Source organism: Dysgonomonas sp., from assembly GCF_035323175.1.
Classification (GTDB): Bacteria; Bacteroidota; Bacteroidia; order Bacteroidales; family Dysgonomonadaceae; genus Dysgonomonas.
Genome location: NZ_DAOKYH010000001.1, coordinates 581,405 through 603,156, shown reverse-complemented (window position 1 = coordinate 603,156; position 21,752 = coordinate 581,405). Strand labels below are relative to the sequence as shown.

Sequence of the window (21,752 nt, the reverse complement as noted above, 5' to 3'; positions counted from 1 at the left end):
ATGATAGAAATTGTTATTAATCCCGAATATAAATATCTGGACGGTTTTGTAGAAAATCTTTCTGCCTCTTTTGCTTATGAAGGTGAAACACTATATGCCGCTCGGAATATTATAAAACTATTTGATGTAGATGGGTTTAAAGTAAATGTAAAGTTCTTTAAAAAGCCTATTTTTATCAATCAGATAGTATACAGGACATTTAGAAAGTCTAAAGCCCGACGATCATACGAATATGCTTTTAAGCTAAAGGAGAAAGGACTTCATACTCCCGACCCGATAGCCTATATAAAAGATACTAAATTTGGGTTGCTTAAAAACAGCTTCTATATATCAAAGCATGAGTCTTTTGATGGCACAATGCGTGAACTAAAAACATCGCTCCTATCAGAAAAGGAAGAGCTGATAAAGCAGTTTGCAAGATATACAGCTGGCCTGCATGAACAGCAAATACTCCATTTAGACTACTCTTCAGGGAATGTCTTATATAAAAAGGAGGGAGACGATTATATCTTTTATCTGGTAGACCTTAATAGAATGGAGTTTGATAAACCTATCAGTATGGATAAAGCTTGTTTTAACTTCAGAAGATTATGGGGAAGCGATGATATGATTTTCTTATTTATTAAAGAATATGCCCAAAGCAGAAACTTTGATGTAGAGGATTGTCTTAAACGGACGTTATACTACAGGAAGAGATTTTGGGATAATTTCACAAAAAAGCATCCGGGTTCTTCACCATACATAACAAACTACTAATCAGTTACAGAAAAAAAAATATTTATTAATATTTATCTAACCCATTTTGGCAATAGGTTCCTTCACTATTAATAGTTTCTAAGAAGGTTTTGTGATTCTGATTGACTTTGTCTCTACTATTGATAGGATGATCAAGATGATATCCTACTGCTCCCATCTTTAAGAATTGTCTTTTTATTCCGGCAAAAATAAGTCGTGCTCCTAACTCATTATCTTCATATCCCCAACCGATAATATCTTCGTTATATCCGTTTACCCTTAGTAAATCCTCTTTCCAAAAAGCGATATTACAACCCCGAACAAGGTAAGGATGATTTACTTTATATATGAATCGAAAATAGTTTTGCAAGAATCTTAACCTTAATCTATTGGGTTGAAAGAATGAAGACCATGAAAAAGGAATATCCACCTTGCCATTCCTTAATATCTCCAAGCTAGACTTTGGCGATAACTTCACTCGACTTCCTTGTGTGAAAAAACTCTTTTGAGCAAATAAATAATGATCTTCTATAAAGTGTTTTTCTAGAATAATATCTCCATCTATTTGAACAATATAATCACCCGCAGCTTTCACTATAGCTTTATTCCTTATTTCAGACACCCTGAAGCCATTATCTTCTTGCCATACATGAATAAGTTTGCATGGGAAAGACTTCTGCATCTCTTCTATTAGTTCTCTTGTATCATCTCTTGAACCATCATCCGCTACGATTACCTCTATTGGTAAATATGTTTGATTGATGACACTAAGCAATATAATTTTAAGAGCTTCTGGCCAATTATATGTTGATATGATAAGTGTGATAGAAAAGTCATTACTATTCATGAATACTATTTACAAATTAATAGATATAAGATGTTAAGTCCTCTATATGTGTTATATTATATTTCTCGTAAGAAAACACCAACGACTTATTGGGGCTGATAAATAAATCACTTTTAAGTCGATCTTGCAAATTCACCTCTACCCCCACTGGATAGAAGAGTAATAATCCCGAATAAAACTCTGTTTTCTCGATCTCACGACTAAAAGGGAAAGCATTAGTTATTTGCCCTTTATCATTTACCTCTACAATATAATTTTTCAGATATATATTCGGATATATAAAGGTATAATGCGAATAATAGCGTTTCATTTCAAAACTTTGAAGGTATAGGAATTTCGAGTTTTTAATTAGGCTCCGGACGACCTAGACTTTCCTTACGGATATTATCTGTTGATCGGTTCGGTTGCCTTGTAGAAAGACCGTCTTTATGTCTTGCAACAGCTACAGAATCTATATAGCTTATATTATGTATCAAGACATTTGATCCACTACTCGTATTATTTCTAAGGTGTATATACCCTGATATGCCGTTCAGTAAGCTATCAGGTAACGAAGGTTTACTTATTGAATAATGACTGTTACTTTCGATAGGAATCCTTGTTTTAACTAAGGTGTCCTTATAATTGAAATAAATTGCAGCCTCAGCTTTTTGCTTAGCGCTCAATCCTTGTATATCAAACTTTAGGTGAAAATCGGATATATTCTTTATACTCTTCATCTTCAATGTATCTATATTGAAAGAAAGAGTTGGAGTATAACTATTCAGATAGTAAAATGTAGGTACTATCAAATTACTCTGAGCCCCCCTGCTCAGCATTGCAGATCTAGAATTTAGAAGCGATTCATTTCTAAACTTGAGACGTGCAGCTACAGTATCATTTATTGCTGCATAATATTGTATATTATCCGAGTACCACAAAAGAGATGTATCTAGTTCGGCTTGAGTTATATTATGCTTTTTGAGCACTCCGGCCACTAACGCATCTTTCATGTCATCAGACCTGAATTGAGGATCGTCATTGAAAATAGATTGAGCTAGCCTTATATCGTATAAGACATCTGTCATCTTATCGGGGGAGATTACATATCCCGGTCTTCTTCCGCAAGAGCTAAACAGAATAAGGATAGAAATAATGATATAAATAACAGATCGTTGCATAATTATGCTTTGCCGTTTTTTTCTAAAGATAGCGCAAGAGTCTTACGATAGAAAAGAAGAAGGATAAAAATACCAACAGTAATAGCTGAATCAGCTATATTGAATATGGCACTGAAGAAAACAAATGGTTGTCCGCCCCATACAGGAACCCATGAAGGGAAAGTGCTTTCGATCAATGGGAAGTACAACATGTCTACAACCTTACCATGTAGCCAGCTAGAATATCCGTCTCCCAAAGAAACAAAGGACGCCACATGCCCGGAGTAGCTAGCTGAAAATATTTCGCCGTAGAATACACTGTCTATGATATTACCAAATGCTCCGGCTAATATAAGCGATATACATATGATATATCCTGTCTTATATCTCCCGTTAATCAGCTTGTATAAATAATAGCCAATAAAACCGATAGCTACGATACGGAATATAGAAAGGAACATCTTTCCGATGAATTCCATCCCAAAAGCCATTCCGTTATTTTCCACAAAATATATCTTGAACCAGCTTGTTATTTCAATACTCTCAAAGAGAGACATATGGGTCTTCACCCAAATTTTAGATGCTTGATCTATTACAAGAACGAGTACTATTACTAGGATTGCTATCAGTCCTTGATTCTTTTTCTCCATATATCAGCCGATTCCTGTAAAGAAAGTGAAGAAAAAACAGGCATAATTCACCCTTGCTTTTTCTTCCTTTCTTCTATGCTTTTTTTATTTAATTACTACTTATTTTACTCCGCTGTTTTTAGCCTCAATACTTAATGTAGCATGAGGAACAGCACGCAATCTTTCTTTCGGTATCAATTTACCTGTTTCGCGACAAACGCCGTATGTCTTATTTTCGATACGAATAAGAGCCGATTGAAGATTTTGGATAAACTTCATCTGGCGTTGAGCCAAACGGCCGGCTTCTTCTTTCGACAATGTAGATGCACCTTCTTCCAGGACTTTGAATGTCGGTGAAGTGTCAGTAACATCATTCCCATCGGCATTTGTTATAGCCGCTCTCAACTCTTCATATTCTCCTTTAGCCTTATTTAGCTTCTCAAGAATAATATCGCGGAATTCATTTAATTCCTCATCAGAATATCTTGTTTTTTCTGCCATAACCGTTAGTTTTATAATTCCTGTTTCTTATTTTACTTAAAGATAATACATTTTCAGACTTTTTCAACAGATATCTGTAAAATATAATCATCCATATCAATATTTTGCCCATCTACAGACTCCAACAGTTCTATTTTGTCAGCAAGTACCTGTGACGCTATGTAATTATTATATTCCGAGACAGTTTCTCTTATCTGCTCCAAGTCTGTCAATTTTATATTTATTCTGTCAGTTATTTCCAATCCGCTGGATTTACGTATATTTTGTATACGGTTTACCAGCTCGCGGGCTATACCTTCTTTTCTCAGATCGCCTGTTATTGTCACATCAAGTGCAACAGTCAATTTTCCGGCATTAGCAACCAACCATCCCGGTATATCTTCAGATATGATTTCCACGTCAGCCAGTTCTATGGTAGCTGCTTGTCCATCAATATCGAATGTATATTTTTCTTCTTTTTCGAATGTCGCGATAGCTTCCTGACTCATCCCCTGAACTTCTGCGGCAAGCTGTTTCATGATCTTACCATAACGAGGCCCAAGTTTTTTGAAATCGGGTTTTACTTTCTTCACCAAGATACCTGCAGCATTATCTACATGCTTAAGCTCTTTGACGTTTACTTCATTCAATATCAGTTCGCGCACAGCATCCAAATCTTTTCCTTGCTGATCGTTCAACACCGGTATCATGATTTGTGTCAATGGCTGACGCACCTTGATATTGGTCTTACGGCGCAGAGCCAAAACAGCGGATGATATATCTTGTGCTATTTGCATACGTTCTTCCAAATTCTTATCTACTACTGATGCATCATAAGTAGGGAAATCCGAAAGGTGTACCGACGCTACTTTTTCATGCTCTGTTACAACAATCAAATCACAGAAAAGTTTATCGGCATAGAATGGAGATATCGGAGCCATAAGTTTGGCTATTGTCTCCAAACATGTATATAAGGTCTGATATGCAGATAATTTATCTTTTGTCATTTCTCCTCCCCAGAAACGTTTTCTGTTGAGGCGCACATACCAGTTGCTGAGATTATCATTTACGAAATCAGAGATAGCACGTCCGGCCTTTGTTGGTTCGTATGTATTATAATACTCATCCACATCCTTGACTAGCGTATTCAACAATGATATTACCCAACGATCAATCTCCGGTCTTTCCGAAACAGGTATCAAGTCTTCCTTAAAGGAGAAGTTATCGACGTTTGCATACAGAGCAAAGAATGAATAAGTATTATAAAGTGTTCCGAAAAACTTACGGCGCACCTCTTCTACCCCCTCTATATCGAATTTTAGGTTATCCCAAGGCGACGCATTGGTTATCATATACCAGCGCAAAGGGTCTGAACCATACTTATCTATTGTCTCAAAAGGATCGATAGCATTGCCTAAGCGTTTTGACATCTTTTGTCCGTTCTTATCCAATACAAGTCCGTTGGAAACAACATTTTTAAACGATATGCTGTCCTTGAACATTGTAGATATAGCATGTAGAGTAAAGAACCATCCACGGGTCTGATCTACACCCTCAGCTATAAAATCAGCCGGATATACTTTTGAGAACTCATCTTCGCTGATATTTGGATAAAATACCTGAGCAAAAGGCATTGCCCCCGAATCGAACCAAACGTCGATCAAATCTTTCTCGCGTGTCATTGGTTGTCCCGAATCGGATACAAGTATTATATCATCAACATACGGACGGTGAAGATCTATTTTCTCATAGTTTGCCTTATTCAGATTTCCGACTTCGAAACCTGTCCAAGGTATTTCTTTCATCACACCGGCATCTACGGCTTTTTGCATTTCGGCATAAAGCTCTTTCATCGAACCGATGCATTTTTCTTCTTTTCCATCCTCTGTTCTCCATATAGGAAGAGGCGTTCCCCAATAGCGGCTACGGCTGAGATTCCAGTCCTGCAGGTTTTCGAGCCATTTTCCAAAACGGCCTGTACCTGTCGATTCCGGTTTCCAGTTTATTGTCTTATTGAGCTCTATCAAACGTTCGCGACAAGCAGTGGTACGTATAAACCAGCTATCGAGTGGATAATATAATACCGGTTTGTCGGTACGCCAACAGTGCGGATAGTTGTGCACATGACGTTCTATTTTGAATGCGCGATTTTGTTGCTTCAACATCACGCAAAGATCTATATCTAAAGTTGTTGCATCAGCAGGAAGCGTATCGTCATATTCGTTTTTTACATAACGACCGGCATATTCCTTATATAGCTCAACATTTACATTATCACTAACAAAGCTAGGATCTAAATCCTCTAAGTTGAAATACTTCCCGGTGAGATCTACCATCGGACGTTGATTTTCGTCTTTGTCCAACAGAAGTAATGCAGGTACATTATTTGCTTTTGCTACACGGGCATCATCCGCACCAAATGTAGGAGCTATATGTACAATCCCTGTACCATCTTCTGTCGTTACGAAGTCGCCTGCAAGAACTTTAAATGCACCTTCTCCCGGATTAACCCATGGGATAAGTTGTTCGTATTCCATTCCGGCCAAGTCTTTACCCTTCCATTCTCCTACAATCTTATAAGGTATAAGCTTATCTCCTATCTTATAATCTTCAAGAGCTATGTCTTTAGCCTTCTCATTGAACATACTGAACACAAGAGACTGTGCCATTACAGTAGTTATCTTATTTCCTGTATACGGATTGTAAGATTGTACTGCTACATAGGTTATCTCGGGTCCTACAGCTAGTGCCGTATTGGACGGAAGAGTCCAAGGGGTTGTCGTCCAAGCTAAAAAGAAAGCCTCTCCAAACTGAGACATTTCAGGTTTCGGAGATTTTATCTTAAACTGTGCAACACAGGTTGTATCTTTCACATCACGATATGCACCCGGCATATTCAGTTCGTGTGTACTAAGTCCTGTTCCGGCAGCGGGCGAATATGGTTGTATTGTATAACCTTTATAAAGGTAGCCTTTGTTATATAGTTCTTTTAGTAAGAACCAAAGTGTTTCTATATAACGATTATCGTATGTGATATAAGGGTCGTTCATATCTACCCAATATCCCATTATGCGGGTAAGGTTCTCCCATTCCCCGGTATATTTCATTACCTCTTTGCGACAAGCATCGTTATATTCTTCTACTGTTATTTTCTTGCCGATATCTTCTTTGGTTATACCCAGTTTCTTTTCTACAGCAAGCTCCACAGGCAAGCCATGAGTATCCCATCCTGCCTTACGGTTTACAAGAAAACCTTTCATAGTCTTGTAACGGCAGAAAATATCCTTAACCGATCTAGCCATAACATGGTGAATACCGGGCATACCATTAGCCGACGGAGGTCCTTCATAGAAAACAAATGATGGCGCTCCGGTGCGTATTTCCAAGCTCTTTTGGAATATGCCTTCTTTATCCCATTTTTCTAATATCTCTTTGTTGACATCAGATAAGTTAAATCGATTATATTCTGAAAATTGTTTACTCATAATGTAAAATAACCTGCTTAAAAAATTGAGGACAAATATAATGAAAAAATCTATACGGTATAGTGTACGATTTTACGTTAGTTAATATAATAAGGTAAAAAAAGATAATTCACAATGATCACGACTGATTGCAAATAAATACAAAACTCATGCCAAAGAATAAAAACAAAAAAAGTAACAAAAGTAACAGATTTGTATCTGTTTTTTTATGTCACTTTTTTATTTCGGATGTAAAGACCCTATATTATTAAGAGATAAATTTATGATGCATCGATAAACTGTTTCTTTACCCAATCCTTTCCTTCTGCCAAACGGGTTACCATCATTGCACAAACCACATTACCCGTAGAGTTGAGCAGTGTAGCCGGCACATCGATTATAGTACTTATAATCATCAATGTAGCAGCAAACTGAGGTGAAAATCCAAAGATAGAACAAATCAACAATTCGCCCGTCATACCTCCGCTTGGGATAGCACCTACAACGGCAGCAGATAGTACGGCAACACCTATAATCATAAACATATTGGAAGAAGATGTTATCTCTTGCCCGAAAATCGTAAATAGAAATATGATCTTAAGAACACCGCCTATAATAGAACCGTCCTTATGCATATTTGTACCTAACGGAATCACTGTTTCGGCAATACGCGAGGGAATACCCATTCGCTTAGAAGCTTCTATATTGACAGGAATACATGCCGCACTGGAAGATGTGGCAATCGCCGTAAGCGATGGAGTCAATATATTCTGCCAAAACGAAACAAAACCTTTTTTACCTCCAGCCCAAAACACATATATAGAGTTGAGCCCGAAAAAGCTAATGCCCGTAAGGATAAGGAAAAGAATGAAAACATGCATATACCCATTCAGTATCTGTCCGCCCAAATTCCCAACCGTATCGGCAAAGTAACAGCCTAGTCCGATAGGAGCCGCTTTCATTATGATATCCATCATTTTCATAATTACATGAGTGGAAGCATTTAAAAAGTCTGCCACTATTTTTCCTTTCGTACCCGAAAAAGAGGTCGCCAAGCCAAAGAAGATAGAGAATATAATAAGAGGTAGCAGATTCGCTTTTGTAAATAGCTGCTGAAAATCGGAAACAGTAAAGACATTCACAAATATTTCGGCAGAAGTCAATTGTTTTACTGTTTGTTGGGGCAGCCCTAGTAAAAATTCCGACTGATTAACTCCTCCTAGAGGATTATATAAGAGGGTAAAAAGATAGGATACGGCGGCGGCCACAACTCCGGTAAAGAGAAATACAAAAACAATGCTTCCTATCACTTTACCCACCATATTAGAGTCGCGCATGTTGTAAATAGATGACGCTACACTAAAGAAAACAAGTGGAACGATGAGCACAAACATCAAGTTGAGAAAAATATCCCCCACAGGCTTTACAACACTAGCCCCTTCTCCAAAAATAATACCGCAAATACCACCAATCAGAATACCGAGAAGCAAAAAGATCGTAAATGCGTAGTTCTTCAAAAGATTCATTAATCAAACTCTTATATAAGTCGACAAAAATACACTTTCATTTCGAAATATCTGTATTAAAAGAACATAGATTTTATAGGTGAAGAGTCTAAATAAAAAAGATTAAGATTTTTCATCATACCCCTTGCTAATACAAGAAAAATGCATATATTTGCACCGCAATTGCAAAACGGTGGTTGTAGCTCAGTTGGTTAGAGCGTCGGATTGTGGTTCCGAAGGTCGCGGGTTCGAGCCCCGTCTTCCACCCTGGAAAAGAAACTGTTAAATAAACAGTTTCTTTTTTTATTATATCATATATCCAAACTTGGAATACTTCCTCTTTAAGTGATGATTCTCTCTCATTCAGCACAATAACAAAATCCCTTTCCAAAAAAGATGGAAGACTTGTTCAACAACAATCAATATTCTTTTATTAAAATTGAATATTGTATTTATAAAAAATAAACATTACATTTGCAAACAAACTTTGACACGAACTCATTTAACATAACAAACTTTATAAAACAAAATTTAAACCGTTCGATATAAGGAAATTTTACAAAATTAATACCCAGAGAAAATCAAACTATAGTCTTTAACACTAATAGATAATAAAATATTACTCTTTTATCTATTTTGTAATTTGTTTGCACAAAGCATTTTGGGCACACCATACACACAAACATATTATTATATTGAAATGTCAGGAATTTCAGACTTAAATACACAAACAATTAACTTTTACATTTATGACAACAAACAATTTACTTAATTACTTTTTAATTCACCTTAACGGATTAAAGGAAAAGACAAGAACAAGGAAAACAAAAAGTTTCGCTTACCTATGTATGACCTTTGCTTGCTTTATGATCACAAGTAATGCTACGGGACAAGTAACAATAGGTTCGAATGTCTCACCGGAGGGAGGTTCTATTTTAGACCTAAAGGAGTTTGCGGCCAAAAGTCAAAACCAAACATCAGACAAAGGTGTAGTTCTGCCTCGCGTACTACTTACAAACAAAAATGAGTTATACCCTATGTATTGGAATACTTCTACAAGCTCTGAACAAACTGAATACACAAACAACAAAGCAGAGTTAAAGAAGAAACATGTAGGAATGACAGTATTTAATTTAACAAATACCGGCGACTTTGTTATTGGAGTACATATCTGGACAGGGACAGAATGGAGAAAAATAGACGACAGTCCGGTTATACAACCTCAAATCACATCCTTAATATGCAGTAGTTCTCAAATGACACCTAATACCTATACGGCAAATGTTCCTTTTGAAGGAATACTAAAAGTACCTTATTTAGGAGGAAATGGAGGATCATACTCAGGAACTGCCGCAACATCAATAGATAATGGACTATCGATAGAACGAATTGGAGGTAAACTCGCCTACGGAGGAGGAGAAGTTATGTACCGAATATTTGGGACACCGATAGCATCATCTCCAACAGCAGCAACCATACCTTCTATAGACTTTTTAGGTCAGACTTGTAGTAATATAAAAATCGGTGACGGCATGATAGGCATAAACCTAAAAAACTTAACCAGCGATATTACTATCAGCACAACCTATAATAGTGTAAATGGAGACCATGCTCAGGCCAACCAACTTCCATTCGGCGATATCACAATAAATGAATCGGGAAGCTACGCATTCTCACTACGACTTTACGGCCGAATTGGAACAACCTCTCAGAATCGTTTACCATTCTATATATATCTTCAAAAAAACGACAAATCTACCCTTATAGATGCCGCTGAAATCGACGTAGTAGTTTTAGGGCTACCAACTAACCAACAAGATTATAGTTATAGCGTAACACTAGGAGGAACATTTGATGCAGGAGATAAGGTTATCATCAGTATGCTTAGACCCGATTTATCGAACTGGACATTAAGACAGGGACTAAGTTCAACCAGTGCTATACGCACCAGCCTTATTTACTGGAAGCTTTAAACATAAAACATTATTAAACAGCAAAATATCGAATAAAGCATATCGATTAACACATTAAGGTTAAAATAAAACTACTTAAATAAAAAACTCAGAAAGTTTGTAATACATTAAGTCTATAATTGGAGTTGTCTCTTTCGATGACAACTCCTTTTTTATTGATGCAATAAGATTTAACCCTTCCATAAAAAAAGAGTCATCGGAAAACCCCGACGACTCTTTTTATAATATTTTCTCCGGCTTTATTTCTTTATACCGTTTCTTTCCAGCAATGCATTTACAGTAGGTTCTTGCCCTCTGAATTTAACATACAAAGTCATTGGTTCTTCGGTATTCCCTTTCTCTAGAATGTTTTCACGGAACGAACGAGCTGTATCTTTGTTGAAAATACCCGTTTGTTTGAACAATGCAAAAGCATCTGCATCCAATACCTCCGCCCATTTATAACCATAATATCCGGCAGCATATCCTCCGGCAAATATATGGCTGAATGATGTAGACATATTAGTACCTTCTACTACTGGCAACAAAGCCGTTTTGTCCATTGCCTTACGCTCAAATGAGATCACATCACCTGTATATGGTTGCTCTAGAGTATGCCATGCCATATCAAGGTATCCGAATGATAATTGACGATAGCATAGATATCCTGCATTATAATTGGCGGCATCTACAAGTTTCTTTACAAGATCAGCAGGTATTTTTTCTCCTGTTTTGTAATGAACAGCAAACTTATCTAGATATTCTTTTTCTGTCAACCAGTTTTCCATTATCTGAGAAGGCAGCTCTACAAAATCATGTAAAACATTTGTACCTGAGAGTGTTTCGTAAGTACATTTAGTTAGCATACCATGCAAGGCATGTCCAAACTCATGAAGGAATGTTTCTACCTCGTCGAAAGTAAGCAAAGCAGGCTCAGTCTCTGTTGGACGTGTAAAGTTCATCACAATAGTAACAAACGGACGAGAGTCTTTTCCTTTTTCTACATACTGCCCTTTAAACTCAGACATCCATGCTCCTTGGCGTTTTCCTTCACGTGGATGAAAGTCTGTATACAGAACAGCCAAAAAATTACCATTTTCGTCTAACACATCAAAAGCTTCTACTTCGGGATGATAAACCTGTATTTTAGTATTCTTTTTAAATGTGATTCCATACAGATCTGTAGCCAGGCCAAAAACACCTTTCTTTACATTTTCCAATTCAAAGTAAGGACGTACCAATTCATCGCTTACACTATATTTAGCATCTTTAAGTTTTTCTGAATAGAAAGACCAGTCCCAAGGTTGCAGGTCTATTGCTTTTCCTTCCATTCCTACGGCAAAGCCTTCTACCATCTTCACATCTTCACGAGCCGCCTGTGCATAAGCGCTAAATAAGTCATCCAACAAGCCGTAAACATGCTCCTTATCTTTTGCCATCTTGTTACGTAATGTATAAGTAGCATAATCCGGATAACCCAAAAGATTCGCTATTTGCATTCTGGTTTTAGCTATTTCTTTTACATTCTCCTGATTGTCGAACTCTCCACCTGCCACACATTTTGTATTGTATGCCATATATAGTTTCTGACGGAGGTCACGACGAGTAGAATATTTCATAAATGCGATATAGCTAGGCGCAGAAAGGTCAAACATATACCCTTCTTTTCCTTTAGCCTTTGCTTTAGCTGCCGCAGCATCTTTCACCATCTGAGGCAATCCTGCCAAATCAGCCTCATCTGTCAGAAGCATCTCAAATTTATTACTTTCTTTCAAAGAATTCTGTCCAAAATCTAAAGTCAATTGGCTCAGCTTTGTAGAAAGCTCTTTATATGTATCTCTATCTTTTCCTACGAGTGTTGCCCCGCTATTTTCAAAGCCACGGTATGTCTTTTCTACCAAACGGATTTGCTCGGGTGTAAGGTTCGATTCCAGACGTTTATCATAAACAGCCTTCACTTTTTGAAACAAACCTTCATTCAATGTTATTGAATTGGAATGCTCCGAAAGTTTTGGTTGAATACGCTGTGCTATTTCCATCATCTCATCATTACTTTCCGAGCTGAGTAGATTAAAGAACACAGATGTTACTCTACTTAGCAACTTTCCGGACTCTTCCAAAGGAACGATTGTATTCTCGAAAGTAGGAACGGCCCTGATCATTACTATCTTGTTTATTTCAGCCTGATGCTCTGCTATTCCTTTTTCTATAGCAGGTTCGTAATGCTCGTTCTTGATTTTATTGAACGGCGGTGTATCGTAAGGCGTTTTATACGCCGAGAAAAACGGGTTTTGAGCTTGAATTGTAGTCATAGCTATTGTTAATAATAAAACGAAAAAACACTTTTTTTTCATATAATTCAAATATTTGAGGTTATCAATTATCTCTTTATTTAACTTCCATTATCAATTTTACCGATACATAAATGATTTGCTTGATTTAGGACTCTATTTATCGTTATAGTTTTAAATTAAATAATTCAATGGAAACATACAAAGGTACAAAAAGTAACACAAAAATCTTACCTTTGCCCATTAAATAAGAAGCCTGAATGGCAAACACGAACAAGAAAGATAGAGTATTTGATTTTTCATTTTTAGATTATTATTTAATGGCATACGCAAAGAGGCGTGATATAAGAATTTGGATTTGATAGCAAATATCCTTAATTTATTATACGTATACTCGGTAAAACAAAAGTTAAACAACCTCTAAATCGTCTTGAAATATACTTTTTTTAATATTTACACGTTATAAATTAGTAAAATTTACGAACCGATTATGATAGATTATATAAAAGGGGATATTGCTGAACTGACCCCTACTTCCGCTACACTCGAAACACATGGTATAGGTTATTTTATTAACATAAGCTTAAATACATATACCAGTATCTCAGGACAAAAGAGTGCCAAATTATACATATATGAGGCAATAAGAGAAGACGCTTACCAGCTATATGGTTTCTCCGAAAAACAAGAACGTGAGCTATTCATCTTATTGATAAGTGTCTCGGGTATAGGAGCAAGCACGGGTCGTATGATTCTATCGTCGATGACTGTACAGGAATTAACAAACGTAATAGCCTCCGGCGACTCGGATATACTAAAAACCGTGAAGGGTATAGGCACTAAGACCGCCCAACGTGTAATTGTTGACCTGAAAGATAAAATCAAGGTCAGTGGAATTGAGTCTGTAGAGATGTTTGCAAAAACAAGTCAGGCCGGAGAAGAAGCCATCGCAGCACTGGTAATGTTAGGCTTTCCACAACAGGCTTCGCAAAAAGCAGTATCCAAAATATTGAAAGACAAACCTGACAGTACTGTTGAGCAAATAATAAAGACGGCACTAAAAATGCTCTGATCATTCACTCTATTTATATTTACCTTGTCGGATTGAAGAAGAAACTTACAAAATATTTGTTTTTTATCACGCTTTTAGTAAGCTCGATCAGTTTATTTTCCGGTATTTACGGAAAAAAGGAAATCGATATTGCCCAAAAAGAAAGCTTTTTGCTAGAAACAAATGATACTGTGCCTCTCTTTCCGGTAAAGAAAACTCAGATAGAAACTTATAAAGACCTTAACGTCAATCCTCCGGCAGACCTCAAAGACCCCGACAACCTAAAGAAGTCTGTAGAATATGACCCTGCCAGCGGACTGTATATTTTCCGTACAAAAATCGGAGATCAGGAAATATCCACTCCTTTTTCTTTAAGTTCTGACGAGTATATGGATTACACCCTCAAGCAATCCATGAGTAGATATTTCAGATCTAAAAATGCAGAAGCATACGACAAGAAGGATGAAAAAGATGAGTTTTCTCTGAAAGACATAAAACTAAACTTAGGCCCGGCAGAGCGGCTTTTTGGACCCGGTGGAGTAAAGGTGAGAACTCAAGGATATGTTGAAACTACAATGGGCTTTAAACGAAGTAGCACAGACAACCCTACCCTCTCGGAACGCAACCGAAGTCACACTACCTTTCAGTTCAAAGAAGATATCCAGATGAACGTTACAGCCTCGGTTGGTGATAAGATCAACTTTGGCATGAATTATGACACCAAAGCCTTATTTGATTTCGACTCTAAAAAGCTGAAATTGGGGTACGATGGAAAGGAAGACGAAATAATAAAGAAGATAGAGGCTGGAAACGTAAGCATGAGTACAACAAACTCGCTCATCAACGGAGGAACAGCCTTATTCGGGATCAACGCAGAACTTCAGTTCGGAAAACTACGGATAAATACAGTTATCTCTCAACAGGAGTCTCAGTCGCAGACGGTGAATACAAAGGGAGGAATACAAACAACCGAATTCTCTTTTAAGGCTGATCAATACGACGAAAACAGACACTTCTTCTTGGGATACTATTTCCGTGATAATTACGATAATGCAATGAGTAAAATCCCTTATATCAACTCACCTGTATCAATCACTAAAATAGAAGTGTGGGTTACGAATAGGAGAAGCGACTTTATGCAGTCGAGAAATATTGTTGCCTTTGCCGATATTGCAGAGCGTGACAATATTAAAAACCCAAAATGGATAGGGACAGGCTCTGTAAAGACACCATACAATGCCGCTAATAACCTATATGGTACGATGACCACAGCTCACACCAGGGCTAGGGATATTTCGCAAGTAACCAGCGAGTTTAATGGCTATATAGAAAGCGGACTCGACTATGAGAAGATAGAAAGTGCGCGAATGCTTAGTTCTTCGGAATATACATACAACGCACAACTAGGGTACTTATCTCTAAACTCTGCATTGCAAGCCGACGAAGTACTTGCAGTAGCTTACCAGTATACAGTAAATGGAACTACGTATCAAGTGGGAGAACTATCAACGGATATATCTGCCAATTATGAATCAAGCAACCCCAAATCAGGTGCTTTGTTTGTAAAATTATTAAAGCCCATCTCTCTGTCTCCACGCTCATATACATGGGATTTAATGATGAAAAACATTTACTCCCTTGGTGCAAGCAATATACAACAAGACCGTTTTAGATTAAACATAGCCTATCAGTCAGACACTTTAGGTACATACATAAACTATCTGCCTGAAGGAAACATTAAAAATCAACTTCTGATAAAGGTGATGAACCTAGACAGATTGAACTCTCAGAATAAAGAAGTCACCCAAAAAGACGGAACAAAAGGCGATGGTATTTTCGACTATCTTGAAGGATATACCGTCCAGTCTCAGAACGGACGAATTATATTCCCTGTGGTTGAACCATTCGGAAAGCATCTGGCGAATAAAATAGGCAGTCCTATTATTGCAGAAAAGTATGTTTACCAGCAATTATATGACTCGACATTGACCGTAGCCAGACAAATCGCAGAAAAAAACAAATTCAAGATATACGGTTCATTCAGAGGATCATCGAACAGTAAAGCTGAAATTGACCTGATGTCGACAAACATACCACAAGGATCAGTTAAACTTACAGCCAATGGTATGCTCCTCACCGAAGGAACAGACTATATAGTTGACTACACATCAGGTATAGTCACTATCATAAATCAGAACCTGATAGATTCCGATGCCAATATACAGGCTTCGTTAGAGGAACGATCGTTAGGTATGCAGCGAAAAACAATGATGGGGCTGAATCTGAGCTACGATATCTCAAAGAATTTCAACATCGGCGGTACAATTATGCATCTATACGAAAAACCCCTTACCACTAAAACAGTTATTGGCGAAGAATCTGTCAATAATACCTTATGGGGATTGAATACGTCATATAAAACCGAGTCGATGTGGCTCACCAACCTGATTGACAAGATACCGTTTGTGAATGCAACACAACCTTCTCAAATTAGTTTTATGGGTGAGTTTGCGCACATGATACCGGGACATTACCAAAATAAAGATACGGGTGGATTCTCTTATCTCGATGATTTTGAGTCATCGCAATCACGCATCGAACTCAAAAGCCCTTATGCATGGAATCTTGCGTCAACACCGAAGGAACTACCTAAATATGTTTATCCTCCTACTATATCAGGGAATAAACCTTCGGATAGTATCCAATATGCAAAAAACAGAGCCATGTTATCTTGGTTTACTATCGATCCGTTATTTACACGCAAAGGGTCGTCACTTACACCAAGTTATATAAATAGTGACTCTTTATCAGATCACTATGTAAGGGAAATTGGTATCACCGAAATATATCCGAACCGAGATATCAGACAAACAGAATCGGCAACAATACCAACATTAAACTTATCGTACTACCCTAACGAAAGGGGGCCTTACAATCTGGATGGAGAAAAAATAGATTCGGATGGGAAATTATTAAATCCACGAGATCGCTGGGCGGGCATTACACGTAAAATGGATGTGCGTGACTTCGAAGCTTCAAATATCGAATACATTGAATTCTGGCTAATGGATCCATTTGTAAAAGATTTTTCAAGTTCGCACAAAGGAGGAGACCTTTATTTCAATCTGGGAGAAATATCGGAAGATGTTTTGAAAGATGGGAAAAAGTTTTACGAAAACGGACTACCTGTCAATGATGATCCTACAGCATATACAAAAACTGTGTGGGGAAAAGTACCTACGCGCCAATCTACGGTATATGCATTCGATGATAATTTGGGAGCTATTGCCCGCGAAAAACAGGATGTCGGGCTAAATGGATTGAATCAAGAGGAAGAAAAAACATACGGCGTATATAAGGATTTCTTAGACAATCTGAGAACAAAGTTACCTCAAAGCACGCTAAATGAAATGACAAACGATCCTTTCTCTCCACTCAATACTCCTTCGAGAGACTTATATCATTTCTATCGTGGTTCAGACTACGACCGCGAGCGAAAAGGGATACTCGACCGCTACAAATACTATAACGGTACGGAAGGAAATTCGAAACCGACAGATCAGAGTGGAGAAAGGTATTCTACCGCAGCACGTGGAGTTCCCGATGTAGAAGATATAGATCAGGATTACACGCTGAATGAAAATGAATCGTATTACCAATATCGGGTATCACTGAAGCCGGACAGCATGAATGTCGGTCGCAACTATATTGTAGACGAACGAGAAGTAACTGTCCCGCTCCGAAACGGAAAAGAAGAAAAGGTAAGATGGTATCAGTTCAAAATTCCAATTCGCCAAGGAAAACGAATTGGAAATATCAACGATTTCAAGAGCATCCGTTTCATGAGAATGTTCCTGACTGATTTTGAACAGCAGACAGTGCTGCGATTCGGAACCTTACAGCTTGTTAGAGGTGATTGGCGTGTTTACGATCAGGACTTAACAAGTGGGGCTAAGATGGGAAATGGGTCTATTGATATTTCGACAGTAAATATCGAAGAAAACTCTGAAAGAAAACCCGTAAATTATGTATTGCCTCCGGGGCTAAGCAGATCCCTAGATCCTGACCAAACACAATTGACCAAAGAAAATGAGCAATCGCTATCGATGCGCGTGACAAATCTCGATCCGGAAGATGCACGAGCCATATACAAGAATACATCTTACGACCTGAGACGCTATAAGCGCATACAATTATTTACACATGCCGAAAATCTTATAAATAGAACTGAGTTGGCAAATGGAGACATATCTGTATTTATGCGTTTAGGTTCAGACTACAAGAACAATTACTATGAATATGAAATACCTTTAACAATAACACCCGAAGGCAATTATGGAAACGGAGACAGGGCTGTGGTATGGCCTAAAGATAATATGTTTGATTTCCCTCTCGAGTTACTGAAAAATATAAAACTGAACAGAAACAGAGAAAAAAGAAAGTCGGGCTCAACGGTTTCTTATACAACCCTATACCATGAGTATGACCCTGATAAACCAAACAATAAAGTAAGTGTAATGGGTAATCCGTCTTTATCTGATGTTTACGTAATCATGATCGGTGTCCGCAACAACTCCAGACTAACCAAATCGGGTGAAGTGTGGATCAACGAGCTTCGCCTGACCGATTTCGACGAAGAAGGAGGATGGGCGGCTCAGGGTAGCCTGAATGTTGCTCTTTCGGATCTGGGAAACATCAGCGTTTCGGGACGGAAGGAGACAGCTGGATTCGGAGCTCTGGATCAAAGCCTGATGGAAAGACGACAAGACGACTATCATACATACAGCATAGCCGCAAACATAGATTTGGGAAGGTTTTTACCTGAAAAGGCAAAGGTTAGCTTGCCGCTGTATTATTCATACTCGAATCAGACGACAACGCCTAAATACGATCCGTTCGATCAGGATGTAACGCTGAAAGAATCATTCAGCTTGGTAGAAACTAAAGCAGAAAAAGACTCGATAAAAAGTCTTGCTCAAGAAAAGTCTACCACAAAGAGTATAAGCCTCAACAATATAAAAGTGAATATACAAAGTAAGACGCCAATGCCTTACGACCCGGCAAATTTCAATATCGGATATTCATTTAATCAGACTGAAATTAAAAATCCAAGTACAGTCTACGATGTTACTAAAAATTACAACCTGACTTTTGGATATAATTATAGCCCGATAGTAAAAACGTGGGAGCCTTTCAAGAATACAAAAAGTAAATCCGGCGCGGCTAAATATGCCAAATCGCTCGGGTTCAACTACCTGCCAAGTAATATTGCCCTCAACTCAAGGATTACCCGTTATTATAGCGAGACGCTCTTACGTGACATAGAAAGTTACTCATTGGGCGGAAGCAATAATAATGAGTTCTTGTCGTGGAGTCAGTCTTTCTTATGGGACAGAGATTTTAATATCAATTGGGATTTTACAAAAAATCTAAAATTCTCATTCCAATCGGGGACCAGAGCCGAAATAGAAGAACCATACCTACAAGTAAACAAGAAACTGAACAGGAACGACTATGAGATCTGGAAAGATTCTGTCATGCACAGTATCAGAAACTTAGGCAGTCCTCTATCCTATCGCCAGATAGCCAGAGTAACTTATCAATTGCCATTCAAGAACATTCCGGCTACCGACTGGCTGACATCCAATGCCAGCTACACAAGCGGGTATCAATGGGATCGGGGAGCACAAGTAGAAGGAATAGAGGTAGGAAATACGATAAGCAATAATGTAACCCTAGACTTTACCAATCGCATCGACATGGTTTCTCTATACAATAAATGGGGATTCCTCAAAAAAGTAAACGATCGATTCGATTCGAGGAGAAGACAGTCTCCAACTCAAAGACAGCAAGAAAAGAGACAGCCTGAAAGAAGGCGCTTTACTCAGGATATTACATTGCGAAAGGATACAACATACACCCTAAGGCACGGACTGAATACAAAAAATATACAGGTATCAGCAAAGATAGACGGTAAACCGTATTCTGTAAAATTCAAAAAGACAGATACAAATACAATATTAATAACGAATAAAGATTCTGCAAATATCCTGATCAGCGTCGAGAGTAAGATCAACGACCCGAATAGCTCGCAGCTACTTACTGATATAATAGACTATTCCGCCAGAGGCTTAATGTCATTACGTACTCTGAATATTAATTACTCGAAACGAAGAGAAACACATCTTTCGGGATTTATCCCAACTATTGGAGATATGTTTGGACAGAAAGATACAAATGAGTACGGGCTTGTTCCGGGTCTGGGTTTTGCATTCGGTCTCGAAGGAGGAGAAAAGTTCATCAACAAATCGTTGAGTAGAGATTGGTTGGTGATGGACACTATGAATATATCGCCTGCTGTATATAACAGTGCCGAAAAGTTGGAACTAAGGGCTCAGATAGAACCTATCAAGAATCTCAAAATAGAGCTTAATGCCAATTACGAAAATAATAAGAGAACTGAAATTCAATATATGTCGAAAGGGATGCCACGCACACTGGGCGGAAACTTCTCTATGACTACTATTGCTCTAAAAACAACTCTTAGAGGCAGCAACTCAAAAAATGACTATCAATCCGATACATTCGACAAATTCTTAGCTTATAAGGAAATAATCAAAGACAGGCTACAAAAACAGTACAATAATGTAACCTTACCCGATGGTTTGGCAAGCGGAAATGCCGCAACGGTCAACCCAAACTCGGGAGACGTACTTATTCCTGCTTTTATAGCAGCTTATACAGGGCGTGATGTAAATAATATCTCCATGTCGGCATTCCCATCTATATGGTCTATCCTCCCGAATTGGAACATAACCTACGATGGATTAAACAATATACCTCTTATTAAATCTAAGTTCAGATCGTTGAGGTTGAGTCATTCCTACAGCTGTTTTTATCAGGTAGGAAGTTACAGCTCTTTCTCTGGCTGGCAACAAGCCATAGGCGGAGGCGATGACTTGGGGTACATACGTGATGTACTCGGAGGTAACCCTATCCCATCATCTCCATACAATATATCATCAGTAGGTATTACAGAATTGTTCAGACCCCTGATAGGAGCCGAAGGGATACTCAATAACAACATGAATATCAACGCTCAGTACAATAGTGGGCGTACACTTACGCTGAACATGTCGTCTTATCAGATCATCGAATATCTCGAAAAAGAATTTGTTTTGGGATTCGGTTACCGTATCAATGAATTTAATAGGGTGATAGGATTAACATCCAGAACGCCTAAGAATTTTAATAATGACCTGAATATAAAAACAGAGGTATCTTATAAATCATCAGAAGCCTTGTTGAGAAAAATAGAGGAATATTTTACCCAAGCTACCAGTGGGGTTACAGTTTTTACATTAAAGATATCAGCCGACTATACTTTGAGCCGTGCACTCACCCTAAGAGCATTCTATGACAGGATTTTAAATAAACCGTTGATTTCAGCTTCATCTTATCCAACAACCAACAGTAATTTTGGAATAAGTTTAAAATTTACACTTGTACAATAAAAAATATTGATAAGTTTGCATAAGAAAAAAAAATCATATAAGTTTATTTCCTCAAATGTTAAACAATATCTTACTCTCAATTGTTAAATAGTTGTTCAGTGCAAAAGGTTAATGTTTGATAATTATCGCATTATTTAATTGACTA

The 21,752-nt window shown here is 37.8% G+C and carries 12 protein-coding genes and 1 tRNA gene; 5 read left to right on the top strand and 8 right to left on the bottom strand.

The features are described from left to right. Positions 1-756, top strand: coding sequence for a lipopolysaccharide kinase InaA family protein (locus PKC55_RS02540; protein ID WP_291124314.1), 756 nt, complete (start codon positions 1-3; stop codon positions 754-756). 25 nt (positions 757-781) lie between these two features. Here the strand turns inward: PKC55_RS02540 and PKC55_RS02535 are convergent, their stop codons facing one another. From PKC55_RS02535 to PKC55_RS02505, 7 genes are all read right to left on the bottom strand, one after another. Further along, on the bottom strand, positions 782-1,582 hold the full coding sequence (locus PKC55_RS02535; protein ID WP_291124316.1) for a glycosyltransferase family 2 protein: 801 nt from the start codon (positions 1,580-1,582) through the stop codon (positions 782-784). Positions 1,583-1,598: 16 nt separating this feature from the next. Continuing rightward, positions 1,599-1,892 (bottom strand): hypothetical protein, encoded by a 294-nt coding sequence (locus PKC55_RS02530; RefSeq protein ID WP_291124318.1) that lies wholly within the window; start codon positions 1,890-1,892, stop codon positions 1,599-1,601. 34 nt (positions 1,893-1,926) lie between these two features. Further along, a complete protein-coding gene (locus PKC55_RS02525; RefSeq protein ID WP_291124320.1) occupies positions 1,927-2,742 on the bottom strand; it encodes a DUF4296 domain-containing protein in 816 nt (271 codons plus the stop codon). 2 nt (positions 2,743-2,744) lie between these two features. Next, the gene (locus PKC55_RS02520; RefSeq protein ID WP_006842932.1) at positions 2,745-3,371 is read right to left on the bottom strand and encodes a lipoprotein signal peptidase; all 627 of its coding nucleotides are present in this window, start codon (positions 3,369-3,371) and stop codon (positions 2,745-2,747) included. Between the two features lie 99 nt (positions 3,372-3,470). Further along, complete coding sequence (locus tag PKC55_RS02515; protein ID WP_006842933.1) at positions 3,471-3,851, bottom strand: TraR/DksA family transcriptional regulator; 381 nt, start codon at positions 3,849-3,851, stop codon at positions 3,471-3,473. Between the two features lie 53 nt (positions 3,852-3,904). Next, positions 3,905-7,315 carry an isoleucine--tRNA ligase gene (gene ileS, locus PKC55_RS02510; RefSeq protein WP_291124322.1) on the bottom strand — a complete coding sequence of 1,137 codons (3,411 nt, stop codon included), beginning with the start codon at positions 7,313-7,315 and terminating at the stop codon, positions 3,905-3,907. 260 nt (positions 7,316-7,575) lie between these two features. Further along, positions 7,576-8,820 carry a dicarboxylate/amino acid:cation symporter gene (locus tag PKC55_RS02505; RefSeq protein ID WP_291124323.1) on the bottom strand — a complete coding sequence of 415 codons (1,245 nt, stop codon included), beginning with the start codon at positions 8,818-8,820 and terminating at the stop codon, positions 7,576-7,578. Between the two features lie 171 nt (positions 8,821-8,991). On the opposite strand from PKC55_RS02505, the gene PKC55_RS02500 reads away from it, so the two are divergent. Both PKC55_RS02500 and PKC55_RS02495 read left to right on the top strand, forming a co-directional pair. Next, positions 8,992-9,067 (top strand) — tRNA-His (locus PKC55_RS02500). 598 nt (positions 9,068-9,665) lie between these two features. Continuing rightward, the gene (locus PKC55_RS02495) at positions 9,666-10,772 is read left to right on the top strand and encodes a phage tail-like protein (protein ID WP_291124325.1); all 1,107 of its coding nucleotides are present in this window, start codon (positions 9,666-9,668) and stop codon (positions 10,770-10,772) included. Positions 10,773-11,011: 239 nt separating this feature from the next. Here PKC55_RS02495 and PKC55_RS02490 read toward each other — a convergent pair whose 3' ends face one another. Continuing rightward, on the bottom strand, positions 11,012-13,063 hold the full coding sequence (locus PKC55_RS02490; RefSeq protein ID WP_374043268.1) for a M3 family metallopeptidase: 2,052 nt from the start codon (positions 13,061-13,063) through the stop codon (positions 11,012-11,014). A 469-nt stretch (positions 13,064-13,532) separates the two neighbouring features. On the opposite strand from PKC55_RS02490, the gene ruvA reads away from it, so the two are divergent. Continuing rightward, entirely contained in the window at positions 13,533-14,114 is a 582-nt protein-coding gene (gene ruvA / locus PKC55_RS02485; protein ID WP_291124329.1) for a Holliday junction branch migration protein RuvA, read from the top strand. 32 nt (positions 14,115-14,146) lie between these two features. Next, a complete protein-coding gene (sov, locus tag PKC55_RS02480) occupies positions 14,147-21,607 on the top strand; it encodes a T9SS outer membrane translocon Sov/SprA (RefSeq protein ID WP_324371704.1) in 7,461 nt (2,486 codons plus the stop codon). Positions 21,608-21,752: the final 145 nt, after the last annotated feature.

What these genes read in the sequence shown, in the direction of transcription:
- PKC55_RS02525 (WP_291124320.1), bottom strand. Translation starts at nt 2,742, where the DNA reads ATGCAACGATCTGTTATTTATATCATTATTTCTATCCTTATTCTGTTT.
- PKC55_RS02520 (WP_006842932.1), bottom strand. Translation starts at nt 3,371, where the DNA reads ATGGAGAAAAAGAATCAAGGACTGATAGCAATCCTAGTAATAGTACTC.
- PKC55_RS02515 (WP_006842933.1), bottom strand. Translation starts at nt 3,851, where the DNA reads ATGGCAGAAAAAACAAGATATTCTGATGAGGAATTAAATGAATTCCGC.
- PKC55_RS02505 (WP_291124323.1), bottom strand. Translation starts at nt 8,820, where the DNA reads ATGAATCTTTTGAAGAACTACGCATTTACGATCTTTTTGCTTCTCGGT.
- PKC55_RS02490 (WP_374043268.1), bottom strand. Translation starts at nt 13,063, where the DNA reads ATGACTACAATTCAAGCTCAAAACCCGTTTTTCTCGGCGTATAAAACG.
- ileS (WP_291124322.1), bottom strand. Translation starts at nt 7,315, where the DNA reads ATGAGTAAACAATTTTCAGAATATAATCGATTTAACTTATCTGATGTC.
- ruvA (WP_291124329.1), top strand. Translation starts at nt 13,533, where the DNA reads ATGATAGATTATATAAAAGGGGATATTGCTGAACTGACCCCTACTTCC.
- PKC55_RS02495 (WP_291124325.1), top strand. Translation starts at nt 9,666, where the DNA reads ATGATCACAAGTAATGCTACGGGACAAGTAACAATAGGTTCGAATGTC.
- PKC55_RS02540 (WP_291124314.1), top strand. Translation starts at nt 1, where the DNA reads ATGATAGAAATTGTTATTAATCCCGAATATAAATATCTGGACGGTTTT.
- PKC55_RS02530 (WP_291124318.1), bottom strand. Translation starts at nt 1,892, where the DNA reads ATGAAACGCTATTATTCGCATTATACCTTTATATATCCGAATATATAT.
- PKC55_RS02535 (WP_291124316.1), bottom strand. Translation starts at nt 1,582, where the DNA reads ATGAATAGTAATGACTTTTCTATCACACTTATCATATCAACATATAAT.